Source organism: Terrabacter terrae (genome assembly GCF_039529575.1).
Classification (GTDB): domain Bacteria; phylum Actinomycetota; class Actinomycetes; order Actinomycetales; family Dermatophilaceae; genus Terrabacter; species Terrabacter terrae.
The window spans coordinates 451,698-470,700 of record NZ_BAAANB010000021.1; the positions used below are offsets into that span (position 1 = coordinate 451,698).

General features: G+C 68.9%; 12 protein-coding genes. 10 read left to right on the forward strand and 2 right to left on the reverse strand.

Annotated elements, in window-relative coordinates:
- Positions 1 to 18 precede the first annotated feature (18 nt).
- Together ABD194_RS12225 and ABD194_RS12230 are read left to right on the forward strand one after the other, a co-directional pair.
- Positions 19 to 981 (forward strand): nitrilase-related carbon-nitrogen hydrolase, encoded by a 963-nt coding sequence (locus ABD194_RS12225; protein ID WP_343991682.1) that lies wholly within the window; start codon positions 19 to 21, stop codon positions 979 to 981.
- Between the two features lie 41 nt (positions 982 to 1,022).
- Positions 1,023 to 2,033 carry an agmatine deiminase family protein gene (locus ABD194_RS12230; protein ID WP_343994127.1) on the forward strand — a complete coding sequence of 337 codons (1,011 nt, stop codon included), beginning with the start codon at positions 1,023 to 1,025 and terminating at the stop codon, positions 2,031 to 2,033.
- Positions 2,034 to 2,126: 93 nt separating this feature from the next.
- Here the strand turns inward: ABD194_RS12230 and ABD194_RS12235 are convergent, their stop codons facing one another.
- Positions 2,127 to 2,699 (reverse strand): DUF4282 domain-containing protein, encoded by a 573-nt coding sequence (locus tag ABD194_RS12235; RefSeq protein WP_343991684.1) that lies wholly within the window; start codon positions 2,697 to 2,699, stop codon positions 2,127 to 2,129.
- A 492-nt stretch (positions 2,700 to 3,191) separates the two neighbouring features.
- On the opposite strand from ABD194_RS12235, the gene rpoB reads away from it, so the two are divergent.
- From rpoB to tuf, 7 genes are all read left to right on the forward strand, one after another.
- On the forward strand, positions 3,192 to 6,674 hold the full coding sequence (gene rpoB / locus ABD194_RS12240) for a DNA-directed RNA polymerase subunit beta (protein ID WP_425579982.1): 3,483 nt from the start codon (positions 3,192 to 3,194) through the stop codon (positions 6,672 to 6,674).
- 120 nt (positions 6,675 to 6,794) lie between these two features.
- Positions 6,795 to 10,694, forward strand: coding sequence for a DNA-directed RNA polymerase subunit beta' (locus ABD194_RS12245; RefSeq protein ID WP_343991688.1), 3,900 nt, complete (start codon positions 6,795 to 6,797; stop codon positions 10,692 to 10,694).
- 146 nt (positions 10,695 to 10,840) lie between these two features.
- Complete coding sequence (locus ABD194_RS12250; RefSeq protein ID WP_343991690.1) at positions 10,841 to 11,404, forward strand: hypothetical protein; 564 nt, start codon at positions 10,841 to 10,843, stop codon at positions 11,402 to 11,404.
- 417 nt (positions 11,405 to 11,821) lie between these two features.
- Complete coding sequence (gene rpsL, locus ABD194_RS12255; RefSeq protein WP_020143255.1) at positions 11,822 to 12,196, forward strand: 30S ribosomal protein S12; 375 nt, start codon at positions 11,822 to 11,824, stop codon at positions 12,194 to 12,196.
- On the forward strand, positions 12,196 to 12,666 hold the full coding sequence (gene rpsG, locus ABD194_RS12260) for a 30S ribosomal protein S7 (protein WP_030194180.1): 471 nt from the start codon (positions 12,196 to 12,198) through the stop codon (positions 12,664 to 12,666). Before rpsL ends, rpsG begins: the two co-directional genes overlap by 1 nt.
- Before the next feature lie 129 nt (positions 12,667 to 12,795).
- Positions 12,796 to 14,913, forward strand: coding sequence for an elongation factor G (fusA, locus tag ABD194_RS12265; protein ID WP_343991697.1), 2,118 nt, complete (start codon positions 12,796 to 12,798; stop codon positions 14,911 to 14,913).
- A gap of 104 nt (positions 14,914 to 15,017) precedes the next feature.
- Complete coding sequence (gene tuf, locus ABD194_RS12270) at positions 15,018 to 16,214, forward strand: elongation factor Tu (protein WP_142204298.1); 1,197 nt, start codon at positions 15,018 to 15,020, stop codon at positions 16,212 to 16,214.
- Between the two features lie 283 nt (positions 16,215 to 16,497).
- On the opposite strand, the gene ABD194_RS12275 is transcribed toward tuf, so the two are convergent.
- Positions 16,498 to 17,418: an LLM class flavin-dependent oxidoreductase gene (locus ABD194_RS12275; RefSeq protein ID WP_343991701.1), complete on the reverse strand. Its 921-nt coding sequence runs from the start codon at positions 17,416 to 17,418 to the stop codon at positions 16,498 to 16,500.
- 124 nt (positions 17,419 to 17,542) lie between these two features.
- On the opposite strand from ABD194_RS12275, the gene ABD194_RS12280 reads away from it, so the two are divergent.
- The gene (locus ABD194_RS12280) at positions 17,543 to 18,847 is read left to right on the forward strand and encodes a M18 family aminopeptidase (protein ID WP_343991703.1); all 1,305 of its coding nucleotides are present in this window, start codon (positions 17,543 to 17,545) and stop codon (positions 18,845 to 18,847) included.
- Positions 18,848 to 19,003: the final 156 nt, after the last annotated feature.

Consider the following 19,003-nt stretch of genomic DNA (forward strand, 5'->3'; position numbering starts at 1 on the left):
CGTTGGCATACTGCCGTTGTGAAGTTCATCCAGGCCAATGGTGTCCCAGAGTCCCTCGCCCGCGTCCGCGACCCAGAGACGTCCCCCGTGCGGGTCGCCCTCGTCCAGCACGAGTGGCTCGACGACCCCGCAAACCTCGTCGCGACCCTCCGCGACGGCATCCGCACGGCCGCCGAGGCAGGTGCGCGCATCGTCTTCCTGCCGGAGCTGACCCTCTCGCGCTACCCCGCCGACACGCTGCCGCAGGGCACGCCCTCGGCCAGCGCCGAGGACCTCGAGACCGGCCCCACGGTGGCCTTCGCCCGTGCGGCGGCCCGTGACTTCGGCGTGCACGTCCACGCCTCCCTCTACGAGCGTGCCGACGAGGGCGACGGGCTCGGCTTCAACACCGCTGTGGTCATCGCCCCGAGCGGGGAGGTGGTGGCTCGCACCCGCAAGACCCACATCCCGGTCACGGCCGGCTACTACGAGGACAAGTACTTCCGTCCCGGGCCGGCCGACGACGCGTATCCGCTGGTCGCGCTGGACGACCCCTCGCTTCGGCTGGGCCTGCCCACGTGCTGGGACGAGTGGTTCCCCGAGGTCGCGCGGCTCTACTCCCTGGCCGGCGCGCAGGTGCTCTGCTACCCGACGGCCATCGGTTCCGAGCCGGACCACCCGGACTTCGACACCCAGCCGCTGTGGCAGCAGGTCATCGTCGGCAACGGCATCGCCAACGGCCTCTTCATGGTCGTGCCCAACCGCTTCGGGACCGAGGGCCTGATCACCTTCTACGGCAGCTCCTTCATCTCCGACCCCTACGGGCGAATCCTCGTCCAGGCACCCCGCGACGAGGCGGCCGTCCTCGTCGCCGACCTCGACCTGGCCCAGCGGCGCGACTGGCTCGAGCTCTTCCCCTTCCTCGAGACACGCCGTCCCGACTCGTATGCCGCCCTGACGGTCCCCGTGCGCGAGGAGCACCGTCGCGAGGTGGCTGGGTGATCGAGCCCGTCCCGGCGCCCGATGGGGCGGCGCACTGGCTCATGCCGTCGGAGACCGACCGGCACGAGTGCACCTGGATGGCCTGGCCCAGCGCCGGGTACACGCTCGGGGAGACGCCGCGGGAGGCAGCGGTCGCGCGAGCGACGTGGGCGGCCGTCGCCAACGCGGTGGTCGAGTTCGAGCCGGTCCGCATGGTGGTCGTGCCGGCCGACGTGCCCGTGGCACGGGAGCACCTGCACCCGGACGTCGAGCTGCTGGAGGCGGAGCTCGACGACGCCTGGATGCGCGACATCGGCCCGACGTTCGTCCGATCCGCCGACGGCGCGCGACTCGGGGCCGTCGACTGGGTCTTCAACGGCTGGGGTGCCCAGTCGTGGGCGTCGTGGGAGCACGATGCGCGCATCGCCGCGTTCGTCACCGGCGTCACCGGTGCCGAGGCCATCGGCTCGACCCTGGTCAACGAGGGAGGGGGCATCCACGTCGACGGTCTGGGCACCGTGCTGCTGACCGAGACCGTCCAGCTCGACCCCGGCCGCAACCCCGGCCTGGATCGCGTCGACGTCGAGGCGGAGCTGGCGCGCACGATCGGCGCGACGACGTGCATCTGGCTGCCACGCGGTCTGACCCGCGACTACGACGAGTTCGGGACGCGCGGCCACATCGACATCGTCGCCACCATCCCGAGCCCCGGCGTGGTGCTGCTCCACGACCAGCAGGACCCCTCCCACCCGGACCACGCCGTGTCGCGGCGGCTGCGCGAGCTGCTCGAGGACGCGCGTGACGCGCGTGGGCAGCGGTTCGAGGTCGTCGGCGTGCCCGCGCCCCGCACGCTGGCGGACGCGGATGGCCCGGTGGACTGGTCCTACCTCAACCACCTCGTCGTCAACGACGGCGTCATCGCCTGCACCTTCGGGGACGAGCAGGACGGTGCGTCCCTCGGCGTGCTTGGCGACGCATACCCCGGTCGGCGGGTGGTGGGCGTGGACGCCCGCCCGCTGTTCGACCGTGGTGGCGGCATCCACTGCATCACCCAGCAGCAGCCGGTCCTCTGAGGCCGGGCACCCGCGACGTGCGTCGAGTGGGCACCTTCCCGCTGGAAGGTGCCCACTCGACGTGGTGCCACGGCGTGCTGTTCAGGCGTGCTGTCAGGCGTGCGGGAGGCGCTTGTGGATGTCCTCGCTCATCCGGACGACGGAGAGGTAGAACTCCAGCGTCATCCGGACGATGGCGAGGTAGATGACGAGCAGGACCGGGCCGAGCACCAGCGCCACGAGGCCCGAGGCCACGCTGTTGGCGAACCCGGCGAACACGAAGATGACCCACAGGGCCACGAGCGCCACGGTCGCCAGCAGGTACACGATCCGGACGAGGATCGGCGTCACGAAGTTCGTGAAGCTGAAATCGAAGAGCGCCGTGAAGAAGCCGGCGCCCTCCCGGGTGGGGTCGGGGATGCTCGACAGGCCGCTCGGAGCGCTGGAGCCGCCCGAGTCGGCCGGACCGCTCGCGTTGGTGGGGCCGCCCGGGCCGCTCGGCACGCTGGAGCCGCCCCCGGCGCCCGCGCCCGTCGGCGGGGGCGCGACCGGCGGCGGGGGAGGGGGTGTCGCGGCTGGCTCCTGCTCCGGTGTCCGCTGCGGCTCGCCGCTCGGGATGGGCGTCGTGGGGCGGCTGCCGGCCGGCAGGTTGAAGGACGGCTGCTCGGGCGGGTTCGGATCGGACATGGCATCCCTCTCGGAAGGAGCTGCGGATCGTCGGTCCTTCCATGCTAGGTGCGCAGCGACCCGCGGACAGGGGCCACACGCCGCGCCGCAGCCACGTTCTCGCAGGTCAGCGGGGTCCGCGGTCGCCCCGTCGCACGCGTGGCGACGCGCCTGCGAGGGGGAGGGTCTTGACGGGAAGCGCGCAGAGGGCCATATTCGTCGCGTTCGCATCGCGAGCCCCCGGTCCGGGGGGCGTGGCAGGTCACGCCGAGGCGCACGGCCGTTCGAGGCCGGGTGGCACCTCGGTGGACGACCTCCGCCTCTTGACCCGGCTGGACACTCCTGCCCTTTGCAGGTAGGCTAAGCCTTTGCGCTGCCCATGCCCTCCCTTTCGCGACTCCGTCAGGCCACCCACCGTGCCACCCGGCATTCGGTATGACCCCGGGACCCGCGAGCGGAGCCATGCGCAACGCGGATCTGAAGATTCGAAAAAGGCCCGTGGAAGGACCCTCCTTGGCTGCCTCGCGTACCGCGACGAACATGTCCACCGCACAGACCCCCTCCGGGCGTCTGTCCTTCGCGAAGATTCGCGAACCACTCGAGGTCCCCGACCTCCTGGCCCTTCAGACGGAGAGCTTCGACTGGCTGCTCGGCAACGAGCGCTGGCAGGCTCGCGTCGCTGCGGCCAAGGCCGAGGGGCGCACCGACGTCCCCGACCGGTCCGGGCTCGAGGAGATCTTCGAGGAGATCTCCCCGATCGAGGACTTCAGCGGCTCCATGTCGCTGTCGTTCCGCGACCACCGCTTCGAGGAGACCCGCAAGACGATCGAGTCGTGCAAGGAGCGCGACCAGACGTACGACGCGCCGCTCTTCGTCACCGCTGAGTTCATGAACGCCCAGACGGGTGAGATCAAGAGCCAGACGGTCTTCATGGGCGACTTCCCGCTCATGACCGAGCGCGGCACCTTCATCATCAACGGCACCGAGCGTGTCGTCGTCTCGCAACTCGTCCGCAGCCCGGGCGTCTACTTCGAGCGCACGCCCGACAAGACGTCCGACAAGGACATCTACACGGCCAAGATCATCCCGAGCCGCGGTGCCTGGCTCGAGTTCGAGATCGACAAGCGCGACATGGTCGGCGTGCGCGTCGACCGCAAGCGCAAGCAGTCGGTCACCGTGCTCCTGAAGGCCCTCGGCTGGACCGAGGCCCAGATCCTCGAGGAGTTCGGCGAGTTCGAGTCGATGCGCCTGACCCTCGAGAAGGACCACACGCAGGGCCAGGACGACGCGCTGCTCGACATCTACCGCAAGCTGCGCCCGGGCGAGCCGCCGACGAAGGAGGCCGCGCAGACGCTGCTCGACAACCTCTACTTCAACGGCAAGCGCTACGACCTGGCCAAGGTCGGCCGCTACAAGGTCAACAAGAAGCTCGGTCTCGACGCCTCGATCAACGACTCGACCCTGTCGATCGACGACATCGTCAAGACGATCAAGTTCATCGTCACGCTGCACGACGGCCAGGACTCGATGAAGGGCGTCAAGAACGGCGAGGAGGTCGACGTCCGCGTCGAGGTCGACGACATCGACCACTTCGGCAACCGTCGCCTGCGCTCCGTCGGCGAGCTCATCCAGAACCAGGTCCGCACCGGCCTGTCCCGCATGGAGCGCGTCGTCCGCGAGCGCATGACCACGCAGGACGTCGAGGCGATCACCCCGCAGACCCTGATCAACATCCGCCCCGTGGTGGCCTCGATCAAGGAGTTCTTCGGGACCTCGCAGCTGTCGCAGTTCATGGACCAGAACAACCCGCTCGCGGGTCTGACGCACAAGCGTCGCCTGTCCGCGCTCGGCCCGGGTGGTATCTCCCGTGACCGCGCCCAGATGGAGGTCCGCGACGTCCACCCGTCGCACTACGGCCGCATGTGCCCGATCGAGACGCCTGAAGGCCCGAACATCGGCCTCATCGGCTCGCTCGCCTCCTACGGTCGCATCAACGCGTTCGGCTTCATCGAGACGCCGTACCGCAAGGTGGTCGACGGTCACGTCACCGACGACATCGACTACCTGTCCGCCGACGAGGAGGACCGCTTCGTCGTCGCCCAGGCCAACGCGCCGCTCGACAAGTCGAACAACTTCACCGAGGACCGCGTGCTCGTGCGCACCAAGGGTGGAGAGGTCGAGCTCGTCCCCGGCGACGAGGTCGACTACATGGACGTCTCGCCGCGCCAGATGGTCTCCGCCGCGACCGCGATGATCCCGTTCCTCGAGCACGACGACGCCAACCGCGCGCTCATGGGCGCCAACATGCAGCGCCAGGCCGTCCCGCTCGTCAAGAGCGAGGCGCCGATCGTCGGCACCGGCATGGAGTTCCGCGCCGCCCTCGACTCGGGCGACGTCGTCCGCGCCGAGAAGGCCGGTGTCGTGCAGGAGGTGTCGGCTGACCTCGTCACCGTCGCCAACGACGACGGCACCTACCAGACCTACCGCATCGCCAAGTTCGCGCGCTCCAACCAGGGCACGAGCTACAACCAGGTCGTCGTCGTCAACGAGGGCGACCGGCTCGAGGCCGGCGGCGTCATCGCCGACGGTCCCGCGACCGACGGTGGCGAGATGGCGCTCGGGCGCAACCTGCTCGTGGCGTTCATGTCGTGGGAGGGCCACAACTACGAGGACGCGATCATCCTCAGCCAGCGCCTGGTCCAGGACGACGTCCTCTCCTCGATCCACATCGAGGAGCACGAGGTCGACGCCCGTGACACCAAGCTCGGCCCCGAGGAGATCACCCGGGACATCCCGAACGTCTCCGAGGAGGTCCTGGCCGACCTCGACGAGCGCGGCATCATCCGCGTCGGCGCCGAGGTCCGCGACGGCGACCTGCTCGTCGGCAAGGTCACGCCCAAGGGCGAGACCGAGCTGACCCCGGAGGAGCGCCTGCTGCGCGCCATCTTCGGCGAGAAGGCCCGCGAGGTCCGCGACACGAGCCTCAAGGTGCCCCACGGCGAGACCGGCACGGTCATCGGCGTCAAGGAGTTCCGCGCCGACCTCGGTGACGACCTCCCGCCGGGCGTCAACCAGCTCGTCCGCGTCTACGTGGCCAACAAGCGCAAGATCACCGACGGTGACAAGCTCGCCGGCCGCCACGGCAACAAGGGTGTCATCTCCAAGATCCTCCCGGTCGAGGACATGCCCTTCCTCGAGGACGGCACGCCGGTCGACGTCGTGCTCAACCCGCACGGTGTGCCGCGTCGTATGAACCTCGGCCAGATCCTCGAGCTGCACCTCGGCTGGGCCGCCTCGCGCGGCTGGAAGATCGAGGGCAACCCGGAGTGGGCCAAGGAGATCGCGCCCGACGCGCACGAGGCCCCCGCGGGCTCGCGCGTGGCGACGCCGGTCTTCGACGGTGCCTCCGAGGACGTGGTCACGGGTCTGCTCGACTCGACGCTCAAGACGCGCGACGGGGTGCGCCTCATCGACGCCTCGGGCAAGACGCGCCTGTTCGACGGCCGCTCCGGCGAGCCGTTCCCCGAGCCGGTGGCCGTCGGCTACATGTACATCCTCAAGCTCCACCACCTCGTCGACGACAAGATCCACGCTCGCTCCACGGGTCCCTACTCGATGATCACCCAGCAGCCGCTCGGCGGTAAGGCCCAGTTCGGTGGCCAGCGCTTCGGTGAGATGGAGGTCTGGGCCCTCGAGGCGTACGGCGCCGCCTACACGCTCCAGGAGCTGCTGACGATCAAGTCGGACGACGTTCCCGGCCGCGTGAAGGTCTACGAGGCCATCGTGAAGGGCGAGAACATCCCCGACTCGGGCATCCCGGAGTCGTTCAAGGTCCTCCTCAAGGAGATGCAGTCCCTGTGTCTCAACGTCGAGGTCCTGAGCTCCGACGGCACGACGATCGAGATGAAGGAGTCCGACGAGGAGGTCTTCCGCGCTGCGGAGGAGCTCGGCATCGACCTGAGCCGGCGTGAGCCGTCCAGCGTCGAAGAGGTCTGAGAAGGCCCCACCCGACGAAGGGGGCGTATGCCGCCCGGCCCGCCGCACGGCATACGCCACCCCGTCCCCTGAAACCACTCAGACCAAAGACTCAACGAGAGTTACGAGAGAAGGAACCACGTGCTCGACGTCAACTTCTTTGACGAGCTGCGTATCGGCCTCGCCACCGCCGACTCCATCCGCCAGTGGAGCCACGGTGAGGTCAAGAAGCCCGAGACCATCAACTACCGCACCCTGAAGCCGGAGAAGGAGGGCCTGTTCTGCGAGCGCATCTTCGGCCCCACCCGGGACTGGGAGTGCAACTGCGGCAAGTACAAGCGCGTCCGCTTCAAGGGCATCATCTGTGAGCGCTGTGGCGTTGAAGTCACGCGCGCCAAGGTGCGCCGTGAGCGGATGGGCCACATCGAGCTCGCCGCCCCCGTCACCCACATCTGGTACTTCAAGGGCGTGCCGAGCCGCCTCGGCTACCTGCTCGACCTGGCCCCGAAGGACCTCGAGAAGGTCATCTACTTCGCGGCCTACATGATCACCTCCGTGGACGAGGACCAGCGCCACGCCGACCTGCCGTCCCTCGAGGCGCAGATCCAGGTCGAGAAGAAGGAGATCGAGAACCGCCGCGACGCCGACGTCGAGTCGCGCGCGCAGCTGCTCGAGCGCAACATCGCCGAGCTCGAGGCCGAGGGTGCCAAGGCCGACGCCAAGCGCAAGGTCCGCGACCAGGCCGAGCGCGAGATGAACAACATCCGCAAGCGTGCCGACCAGCAGGTCGAGCGCCTCGAGCAGGTCTGGGACCGGTTCAAGAACCTCAAGGTCCAGGACCTCGAGGGCGACGAGATCCTCTACCGCGAGATGCGTGACCGCTTCGGCCTGTACTTCGAGGGCGGCATGGGCGCCGCGGCGATCCAGAAGCGCCTCGAGTCGTTCGACCTCGACGCCGAGGCCGAGCTCCTGCAGGAGATCATCGCCACCGGCAAGGGCCAGAAGAAGACCCGCGCGATCAAGCGCCTCAAGGTCGTCAACGCCTTCCAGATGACGACGAACCACCCGTCGGGCATGGTCCTCGACGCGATCCCGGTCATCCCGCCGGACCTGCGCCCGATGGTGCAGCTCGACGGTGGCCGCTTCGCGACCTCGGACCTCAACGACCTCTACCGTCGCGTCATCAACCGCAACAACCGCCTGAAGCGCCTGCTCGACCTCGGTGCCCCCGAGATCATCGTCAACAACGAGAAGCGCATGCTCCAGGAGGCCGTCGACAGCCTCTTCGACAACGGCCGTCGTGGCCGCCCGGTCACGGGCCCCGGCAACCGTCCGCTGAAGTCGCTGTCCGACATGCTCAAGGGCAAGCAGGGTCGTTTCCGCCAGAACCTGCTCGGCAAGCGCGTCGACTACTCCGGCCGTTCGGTCATCGTCGTCGGCCCGCAGCTGAAGCTGCACCAGTGCGGTCTGCCCAAGCAGATGGCGCTGGAGCTCTTCAAGCCGTTCGTGATGAAGCGCCTGGTCGACCTCGACCACGCGCAGAACATCAAGTCGGCCAAGCGCATGGTCGAGCGTGCCCGCCCGGTCGTGTGGGACGTCCTCGAAGAGGTCATCACCGAGCACCCGGTGCTCCTCAACCGTGCACCCACGCTGCACCGTCTCGGCATCCAGGCGTTCGAGCCGCAGCTCGTCGAGGGCAAGGCCATCCAGATCCACCCGCTCGTCTGTTCGGCCTTCAACGCCGACTTCGACGGTGACCAGATGGCCGTCCACGTGCCGCTGTCGGCGGAGGCGCAGGCCGAGGCCCGCATCCTCATGCTCTCGAGCAACAACATCCTGAAGCCCGCCGACGGTCGCCCCGTGACCATGCCGACCCAGGACATGATCACCGGCATCTACCACCTGACCGACGCCATCGACGGCGGCGGCCCGGGTGCCGGTCGGGCGTTCTCGTCCCCGTCGGAGGCCCGCATGGCCTTCGACCGTGGCGAGATCCTGCTCGGCTCGTCGATCAAGCTGCGCCTGACGGACGCGGTGGCCCCGACCGGCTACGAGCTGCCCGAGGGTGTCGAGCCCGACGAGCGGGGACTCATCCCGAGCCTGACGCTCGAGACGACGCTCGGTCGCGCGATCTTCAACGACACGCTGCCGGTCGACTACCCGTTCGAGAACCGCCCGGTCGACCGCAAGCGCCTGTCGGCGATCGTCAACGACCTCGCGGAGCGCTACTCCAAGGTCCAGGTGGCCGCCTCCCTCGACGCCCTGAAGGAGGCCGGTTTCCACTGGTCGACCCGCTCGGGCTGCACCGTCGCGATCTCCGACGTCACGACGCCGGACAACAAGACGAACATCCTCGAGGGCTACGAGACCAAGGCCGCCAAGGTCCAGACCCAGTACGAGCGTGGTCTGATCACCGACGACGAGCGTCGCCAGGAGCTCGTCGAGATCTGGACCCAGGCGTCCAACCAGGTCGCCAAGGAGATGGAGACCAACTTCCCGCGCACGAACCCCATCTACCGGATGGTGTCCTCGGGTGCTGGTGGTAACTGGTTCCAGATCCGCCAGATCGCCGGCATGCGAGGCCTGATGGCCAACCCGAAGGGCGAGATCATCCCGCGCCCGATCAAGGCGAACTTCCGTGAGGGCCTCACGGTGCTCGAGTTCTTCATCTCGACGCACGGTGCCCGCAAGGGTCTGGCCGACACCGCTCTTCGTACCGCCGACTCGGGCTACCTCACGCGTCGACTCGTCGACGTGTCGCAGGACGTCATCATCCGTGAGGACGACTGCGGCACCGAGCGTGGCCTCAAGCTGCCGATCGCCCAGGTCAACGAGACCACGGGCACGCGCACGATCAGCGACGTCGTGGAGGCCTCGGTCTACGCCCGTACGCTGGCCGAGGACGTCGTCGGTCCCGACGGTTCCGTCCTCGCCGAGGCCGGCATCGACCTCGGTGACGTCGTCATCGGCGCGCTCTACGCCGCCGGCGTCGACGAGGTCCGGGTCCGCTCGGTCCTGACCTGCGACAGCAAGGTCGGCACGTGTGCCAAGTGCTACGGCCGTTCGCTCGCGACCGGCAAGCTCGTCGACATCGGTGAGGCCGTGGGCATCATCGCGGCCCAGTCGATCGGTGAGCCCGGCACGCAGCTGACGATGCGTACCTTCCACACCGGTGGCGCCGCGGCGGCCGACGACATCACGCAGGGTCTCCCGCGTGTCGTCGAGCTGTTCGAGGCCCGCACCCCCAAGGGTGTGGCCCCGATCGCCGAGGCGACCGGCCGCATCGAGATCGAGGACACCGACAAGGCTCGTCGCATCCTGCTCACGCCCGACGACGGCTCCGAGCAGCACGCGTACCCGGTGAGCAAGCGTTCGCGCCTGCTCGTCGGTGACGGCGACCACGTCGAGGTCGGCACCAAGCTGGTCCAGGGCGCGATCGACCCCAAGCAGGTCCTTCGCATCCTCGGCCCGCGCGCTGCGCAGAAGCACCTGGTGGACGAGGTCCAGCGCGTGTACCGCCAGCAGGGTGTGTCGATCCACGACAAGCACATCGAGGTCATCGTGCGTCAGATGCTGCGTCGCGTGACGATCATCGAGGCCGGCGATGCCGACCTGCTGCCCGGCGAGCTCGCCGAGCGGGGTCGCTTCGAGGACGAGAACCGTCGCGTCATGGCCGAGGGTGGCCGCCCGGCCGCCGGTCGTCCCGAGCTCATGGGCATCACCAAGGCCTCGCTCGCGACCGAGTCGTGGCTGTCGGCCGCGTCCTTCCAGGAGACGACCCGCGTGCTCACGCAGGCCGCCATGGAGGCCAAGTCCGACCCGCTGCTCGGCCTCAAGGAGAACGTCATCCTCGGAAAGCTCATCCCTGCCGGCACGGGCCTGCCCCGCTACCGGAACGTCAAGGTCGAGCCCACCGAGGAGGCGAAGGCCGCGATGTACTCGCTGCCGAGCTACGACGCCTACGACTACGCAGGCTTCGGCTCGGGCACCGGCGAGGCCATCCGTCTCGACGACGAGGCACTCGGTCTCGACCAGTTCTGACCGGTCTGCCGTCGCCGCGTGAGCGGCGCCGGGTGACCACCACGTATGCCGCCGGGCCGGCTTCCCTTCGGGGGAGCCGGCCCTTCGGCGTCCGTGCGCCGGCGGCCGCCGACCCGACCGTGCGCGTGCCTCGGTAGGGTGGCGCCATGACCGAGCCCACGGCCGCAGCGCCGAACGCGACCGAGCCCGTCGAACCTGCCCCAGCCGGCACCCAGGATGCCGAGAGCGGCCCCGCCCCGGCGATCATCGTGCTGACGGAGGAGGCCCTCAAGCCGGTCGACGTCGACAAGATCGTCGCCCTGCACGAGGAGGAGGCGCCCAGCTACCGCGTCCTCGTGCCGGCCGACACCGACCGCAACCTGCTGAGCACGTTCCTCGACCACCTGAGCCTGTTCGAGATGCGCGAGGCCCTCGAGGCCCTCAAGCCGGTCGACCGGCAGGAGGCGCACGCCGACGCCTCCACCGCCCTGGCCGAGTCGCTGGCCGAGTTCCAGCGGCACGACGTCGTCGTCACCGGCGAGATCACGTCCGACGACCCCGTCCCCACCCTCGTCGAGGAGGTGGCCCGGCTCGGCGCCCGCGAGGTCGTCATCGTCACCGAGCCGCACGCCGTCGAGGACACCTTCCACACCGACTGGGCCTCGCAGGCCCGGGAGGAGCTCGGGGTCCCGGTGCTGCACATGTATGCCGGCGACTGGCGCCTCGGCTGACGGACTCGCAGGACGGACTCGCAGGACGGACTCGCAGGACAGACCTACGGGACGGACCAGCGCAACGACGGGGGCGGCATACCGCAGGTGGGCGGTCGAGGCCGCTCTTACCGATTTGGTCGGCGTGCCGCGCCCCGGTACGCTTGAACACTGTGTCTGAGACACGTACTCAGGCATGCGCGATGACGGCCTCGGTGCCCTGTCCGCCCGCCCCCGGTGGTCGTGACATCACTGCGGTCCAGAGCACCCCTCTCGCCGGGCAACCGTGCCGATCGACCGCCCTCCGGCGGACGTGACGCAGGGGAGTGCAGGGGAGAGAACCGGCACCGACACGCCCGACCTCGGGGGTCCGGTGCCGAAACAGCCAAGGAGCCGTCCTCCGGGACGACCGACAACCACCGTTATGGAGTAACCAGGTTGCCTACCATCAACCAGCTGGTCCGCAAGGGCCGCCAGGACAAGGCCAGCAAGGCCAAGACCCCGGCGCTGAAGGGCTCGCCCCAGCGCCGCGGCGTGTGCACCCGCGTGTACACCACCACCCCCAAGAAGCCGAACTCCGCCCTGCGCAAGGTCGCCCGTGTGCGCCTCAGCTCCGGCATCGAGGTCACGGCCTACATCCCCGGCGTCGGCCACAACCTGCAGGAGCACTCGATCGTGCTCGTCCGCGGTGGTCGTGTGAAGGACCTCCCGGGTGTGCGCTACAAGATCGTCCGCGGCACGCTCGACACCCAGGGTGTCAAGAACCGCAAGCAGGCTCGTAGCCGTTACGGCGCGAAGAAGGAGAAGAGCTGATGCCTCGTAAGGGACCCGCTCCGAAGCGCCCGCTCGTCGTCGACCCGGTCTACTCCAGCCCGCTCGTCACGCAGCTCGTCAACAAGATCCTCCTCGACGGCAAGAAGTCGATCGCCGAGACGATCGTCTACGGCGCCCTCGAGGGCTGCCGCCAGAAGACCGGCACCGACCCCGTCGCCACGCTCAAGCGTGCGCTCGACAACGTCAAGCCGGCCATGGAGGTCAAGAGCCGTCGCGTCGGTGGCGCGACCTACCAGGTGCCGATCGAGGTCAAGCCCAACCGCTCGACCACCCTCGCCCTGCGCTGGCTCGTCGGCTACTCGCGCCAGCGCCGCGAGAAGACGATGACCGAGCGCCTCATGAACGAGATCCTCGACGCCAGCAACGGCCTCGGCGCCGCTGTCAAGCGCCGCGAGGACACGCACAAGATGGCCGAGTCCAACAAGGCCTTCGCGCACTACCGCTGGTGACCAGCGGTCCGGTCGGTATGCCGGGGAGCACGCTCCACGGCATACCGACCGGGCACGCGCCCGCCCGTCCCGCGACGCGGCCCGGCGCCCACAGATTCACTACACGACGAATGAGACGAGAAACCTGACGTGGCACTCGACGTCCTGACGGACCTCAAGAAGGTCCGCAACATCGGCATCATGGCGCACATCGACGCCGGCAAGACCACGGTGACGGAGCGCATCCTCTTCTACACCGGTGTCAACCGCAAGATCGGTGAGACCCACGACGGTGCGTCGACGACCGACTGGATGGAGCAGGAGAAGGAGCGCGGCATCACGATCACGTCTGCCGCCGTGACCTCCTTCTGGGAGGGCACCCAGATCAACATCATCGACACCCCCGGACACGTGGACTTCACGGTCGAGGTCGAGCGCTCGCTGCGCGTCCTCGACGGTGCCGTCGCCGTGTTCGACGGCAAGGAGGGTGTCGAGCCGCAGTCCGAGACGGTGTGGCGTCAGGCCGACAAGTACGACGTGCCGCGCATCTGCTTCGTCAACAAGATGGACAAGCTCGGCGCCGACTTCTACTTCACCGTGCAGACGATCAAGGACCGCCTCGGCGCGGAGCCCCTCGTCATGCAGCTGCCGATCGGTGCCGAGAACGAGTTCGTCGGCGTCATCGACCTCATCTACAAGCGCGCTCTCGTGTGGCCCGGCGACGCCAAGGGCGACGTGACGATGGGTGCCAAGTACGAGATCGCCGAGATCCCGGCCGACCTGCAGGAGAAGGCCGACGAGTACCGCATGGCCCTCGTCGAGCGTGTCGCCGAGTCCGACGACGAGCTCATGGAGAAGTACCTCGGCGGCGAGGAGCTCACCGTCGACGAGCTCAAGGCCGGCATCCGCAAGCTGACCGTGAACTCCGAGATCTACCCGGTGTTCTGCGGCTCCGCCTTCAAGAACCGCGGTGTCCAGCCGATGCTCGACGCCGTCGTCGACTACCTCCCGTCGCCGCTCGACGTCCCCCCGATGATCGGCCACAAGCCGGGCAACGAGGAGGTCGAGCTGACGCGTGCGCCCAGCAAGGACGAGCCGTTCTCGGCCCTGGCCTTCAAGGTCGCCACGCACCCGTTCTTCGGCACGCTGACCTTCATCCGCGTCTACTCCGGCCACATCTCCTCCGGCACCCAGGTCATCAACTCGACCAAGGGCAAGAAGGAGCGCATCGGCAAGCTCTTCCAGATGCACGCCAACAAGGAGAACCCGGTCGAGGAGGCCATGGCCGGCCACATCTACGCGGCCATCGGCCTCAAGGACACGACCACCGGCGACACGCTCTCGGACCTCAACGAGCAGATCGTGCTCGAGTCGATGACGTTCCCCGACCCAGTCATCCAGGTCGCCATCGAGCCGAAGACCAAGGGTGACCAGGAGAAGCTCTCCACGGCCATCCAGAAGCTCTCGGCCGAGGACCCCACCTTCCAGGTGCACCTCGACGAGGACACGGGCCAGACGATCATCGCCGGCATGGGCGAGCTGCACCTCGACATCCTCGTCGACCGCATGAAGCGCGAGTTCAAGGTCGAGGCCAACGTCGGCAAGCCGCAGGTGGCCTACCGCGAGACGATCCGTCGCGCGGTCGAGAAGTACGACTACACGCACAAGAAGCAGACCGGTGGTTCCGGCCAGTTCGCGAAGGTGCAGGTCACCTTCGAGCCCCTGGGCGAGACCGAGGACGGCTCGCTGTACGAGTTCGTCAACGCCGTCACCGGTGGCCGCGTGCCGCGCGAGTACATCCCGTCGGTCGACGCCGGTATCCAGGACGCGATGCAGTACGGCGTGCTCGCCGGCTACCCGCTCGTGGGCATCAAGGCGACGCTGAACGACGGCGCGTACCACGACGTCGACTCCTCGGAGATGGCGTTCAAGATCGCCGGCTCGATGGTCTTCAAGGAGGCCATCAAGAAGGCGGACCCGGTCCTGCTCGAGCCGATGATGGCCGTCGAGGTCCGTACGCCCGAGGACTACATGGGCGACGTCATCGGTGACATCAACTCCCGCCGTGGCCAGATCCAGGGCATGGAGGACATCAGCGGCGCCAAGGTCGTCAAGGGCCTCGTCCCGCTGTCCGAGATGTTCGGCTACGTCGGCGACCTGCGGTCCAAGACGCAGGGCCGCGCGAGCTTCTCCATGGAGTTCGACTCCTACGCAGAGGTCCCCAAGGCCGTTGCCGAGGAGATCATCAAGAAGACCCGCGGGGAGTGACCTGCGGGACATCCCGTAGGCTCTTCCATCGGAATCCACCCCACAGCGCCACGTCCTGCCCTGGTCGTACGGCGTAACACTAGAAAGTCCTGAGGAGGACCACAGTGGCGAAGGCAAAGTTCGAGCGGACCAAGCCGCACGTCAACATCGGCACCATCGGTCACATCGACCACGGCAAGACGACGCTGACGGCTGCGATTTCCAAGGTTCTGCACGACAAGTACCCCGACCTGAACCCCCAGTTCGCGTTCGAGGACATCGACAAGGCTCCCGAGGAGCGCCAGCGCGGTATCACCATCTCCATCGCGCACATCGAGTACCAGACGGAGGGCCGCCACTACGCCCACGTCGACTGCCCCGGCCACGCTGACTACGTGAAGAACATGATCACGGGTGCGGCCCAGATGGACGGCGCGATCCTCGTGGTCGCCGCCACCGACGGCCCCATGCCGCAGACGAAGGAGCACGTCCTCCTGGCCCGCCAGGTCGGCGTCCCCTACATCGTCGTGGCGCTCAACAAGGCCGACATGGTCGACGACGAGGAGATCCTCGAGCTCGTCGAGATGGAGGTGCGTGAGCTCCTGTCGCAGTACGAGTTCCCGGGCGACGACCTGCCGGTCGTGCAGGTCTCGGCGCTCAAGGCGCTCGAGGGCGACGAGAAGTGGGGCCAGTCGGTCCTCGACCTCATGGACGCCGTCGACAACTCCATCCCGGAGCCCGAGCGTGACATCGACAAGCCGTTCCTGATGCCCGTCGAGGACGTCTTCACGATCACCGGTCGTGGCACGGTCGTCACCGGCCGCATCGAGCGCGGTGTCCTCAAGGTCAACGAGGAGGTCGAGATCGTCGGCATCCACACCGGCCCGCCGGCCAAGACCACCGTCACCGGTGTCGAGATGTTCCGCAAGCTGCTCGACGAGGGTCGCGCAGGCGAGAACGTCGGCCTGCTCCTTCGTGGCACCAAGCGCGAGGACGTCGAGCGCGGCCAGGTCGTCGTCAAGCCCGGCTCGATCACCCCGCACACGGACTTCGAGGCTCAGGTCTACATCCTGTCCAAGGACGAGGGCGGCCGTCACACGCCGTTCTACGACAACTACCGTCCGCAGTTCTACTTCCGCACCACGGACGTGACGGGTGTCGTGCACCTGCCCGAGGGCACCGAGATGGTCATGCCCGGCGACAACACCGACATGACGGTCGAGCTCATCCAGCCGATCGCCATGGAGGACGGCCTCAAGTTCGCCATCCGTGAGGGTGGCCGCACGGTCGGCGCCGGTCGCGTCACGAAGATCATCAAGTGATCTGACGCTGCACCTGCAGCACCAGCTGTACCGGTAGGGCCCGTTCCGCTTCGGCGGGGCGGGCCCTTCCGCGTGTTCGTCCGTGCTGCCGCGGTCTCGCGGTCCGCGTCGTCGCGCGGCGCCCGACGGCTCTCGCGGCGTGGAGCGTCGGCGGCCGTATGTGGGCCCGTTCCCTGCCAGCGCAAGTGGCCGCCGCCGATGCCGCTCGAGCCCCCAGGCGCCCCGCTCCTCGGTCTCGTATGCCGTGGGCACCCTCGGGCGCGCACGCTCCTCTCTCGGTGGGTCAGGGTCTGTCGAGGAGGGTTGCGGCCTGTCCCACGACGCGGATGGTGTCGACCGTGATGGGGTCGAGGACGAGCTGGAGGTGGACGGCTCCGGCTTCAGCCATGGCGTGGGCGTGCTCCGCGATGGCAGCGGGGTCACCGGGCACGGGGACGACTGACGCGGCATACCCGGAGTCACCCATGACGCGGCCGGCTCCGCCGGGGAACTGGACGTAGACGGCGGCGGTAGCAGCAACCTGGCCCGGCGCCCGACCCGCCTCGGCGGCGGCGGCGTCCACCCTCTCCTTGAGCCGGGCGAACTCGGTGGGGGAGTTGGCGTAGCTGCTCCACCACGCGTTCCAGAGGTCGACGTGCGGCAGGCCGATGCGCAGCATCCGCGGCCCTGTCGAGCCGAGCATGAGCGGTGGGCCGCCCGGGCGCGCCGGCCCGGGGTCGAGGACGCAGTCGGTGACGTCGTAGTAGCGGCCGTGGATGTCTGCCCTGCCGTCGCGCAGCAGAGGTCGGATGACGGTGAAGGCCTCCTCGAACCGACCGACCCGGCGGTCGAAGGGGAAGCCGTAGGCGGTGTACTCGCGCTCGTTCCAGCCGGCGCCCAGTCCCAGCACGAGCCGTCCTCCGGAGATGGCGTCGACGGTGGCCGCCATCTTGGCGAGCATGGCGGGCGCATGGAAGCTCGTCGACGCGACGAGCGGTCCGAGCTCCACCCGGGTGGTGACGGCGGCGAGCGCCGCCAAGGACGTCCAGGCCTCCCACGGTCCCCGTGTGGCGCCACCGGGCAGGTCGTAGAGCAGGTGGTCCCCGAGCCAGACGGAGTCGAGACCGACGTCGTCCGCCGTGCGGGCCATCGTCACGAGCTCCGGCCACTCGACGCGGCGCTCGACCTCGGGCAGCTGCACCCCGACCTTCACCGCCCGGCTCACCGGGCACCACGCAGACTCAGTCGCATGGGCCCGATCCTGCCGGTCCGGCGGCCGGTTCGGGGCCTTGTCGCCCCTCCAGTGCCGGTGAGCCTGCGAGCCGTGCCGCCCAGTAGGGTCAGGAGCCATGGCGCACTCGTTCGACACCGACACCGAAGCCCAGGGCCTGATCGACTTCGTCGACGCCTCGCCCACCCCGTTCCACGCCTGCGAGCAGGCTGCGGCGCGGCTCGCGGCGGAGGGCTTCACCGAGGTCGTCGAGGCGGAGGCCTGGCCCTCCCAGCCCGGACGGCACTACCTCGTGCGCGGCGGATCGCTCATCGCCTGGGACACCACGGGCGCCCACGGCGCGGGGGCGGGTCCGGCCGCAGGCTTCCGCGTCGTCGGGGCCCACACGGACAGCCCCAACCTGCGCATCAAGCCCAACCCCGACCACTCGCGCGTGGGATGGCAGCTGCTCGGCGTCGAGCCCTACGGCGGCCTGCTTCTCAGCTCATGGCTGGACCGCGACCTCGGTCTGGCGGGCCGCGTCGCCGTCCGCGGGGCGAACGGCGTCGAGTCGCGCATCTTCCACGGACGCGAGGCGCTGCTGCGCGTGGCGCAGCTGGCCATCCACCTGGACCGCAGCCAGAACGACGGGCTGACCCTCAACAAGCAGACCCACATGGAGCCGCTGTGGGGCCTCGGCGACGAGCCGGGCGACTTCGTCGGCTACCTCGCCGAGCAGGTCGGCGTCGACCGCGAGGACGTGCTCTCGTGGGACGTCATGACGCACCCCGTGCAGCCGTCGACCCGGCTGGGGCGCTCCCGCGAGCTCATCGCCGCCCCCCGCCTCGACAACCTGGCCACCTCGTATGCCGGCGTGCGGGCCCTGCTCGACGCCGTGGCCACCGAGCCGTCCCACGTGCCGGTCCTCGTGCTCTTCGACCACGAGGAGATCGGCAGCACCTCCGAGCGCGGGGCGACCTCGACGCTGCTGCCGTCGGTGCTCGAGCGCATCGTCACGGCCGGCGGCGGCGCCCGCGAGGACTACTGGCGTGCGCTGGCCGCGACGGTCATCGCCTCCGGGGACATGGGGCACGCGACCCACCCCAACTATTCCGAGCGCCACGAGCCGCTGCACCAGATCAGCGTCAACGCCGGTCCGGTCCTCAAGGTCAACACCAACCTGCGCTACGCGACCGACTCGGTGGGGGCGGCCGCGTTCCGCCTCGCATGCGAGCAGGCGGGGGTGCCGATGCAGACCTTCGTCACGCGCAGCGACCTGCCGTGCGGCTCCACGGTCGGGCCGGTCACCTCGTCATTGACGGGCGCGACCACCGTCGACTTCGGGGCGGCGCTGCTGTCGATGCACAGCACCCGCGAGCTCATGGGCGCCGAGGATCCCGCCATGTACGCCGGCGCGCTGAGTGCCTTCCTCGCCCCGGCCTGAGCGGTCCTCTGCGTGCTCCTCTGAGCGGTCGTCGAACGGTCGTCGAACGGTCGGTCGCGCGGGGGAGGCGCAGGCCCAGGAGGGTGCTGCGGCATACGCCATCGACGCCTTCCCGCCCTCCGGCCGTGGGACGGGACCGGCGACGCGCCACGTTTG

What these genes read in the sequence shown, in the direction of transcription:
- ABD194_RS12230 (WP_343994127.1), top strand. Translation starts at nt 1,023, where the DNA reads ATGCCGTCGGAGACCGACCGGCACGAGTGCACCTGGATGGCCTGGCCC.
- ABD194_RS12235 (WP_343991684.1), bottom strand. Translation starts at nt 2,699, where the DNA reads ATGTCCGATCCGAACCCGCCCGAGCAGCCGTCCTTCAACCTGCCGGCC.
- ABD194_RS12250 (WP_343991690.1), top strand. Translation starts at nt 10,841, where the DNA reads ATGACCGAGCCCACGGCCGCAGCGCCGAACGCGACCGAGCCCGTCGAA.
- rpsG (WP_030194180.1), top strand. Translation starts at nt 12,196, where the DNA reads ATGCCTCGTAAGGGACCCGCTCCGAAGCGCCCGCTCGTCGTCGACCCG.
- ABD194_RS12280 (WP_343991703.1), top strand. Translation starts at nt 17,543, where the DNA reads ATGGCGCACTCGTTCGACACCGACACCGAAGCCCAGGGCCTGATCGAC.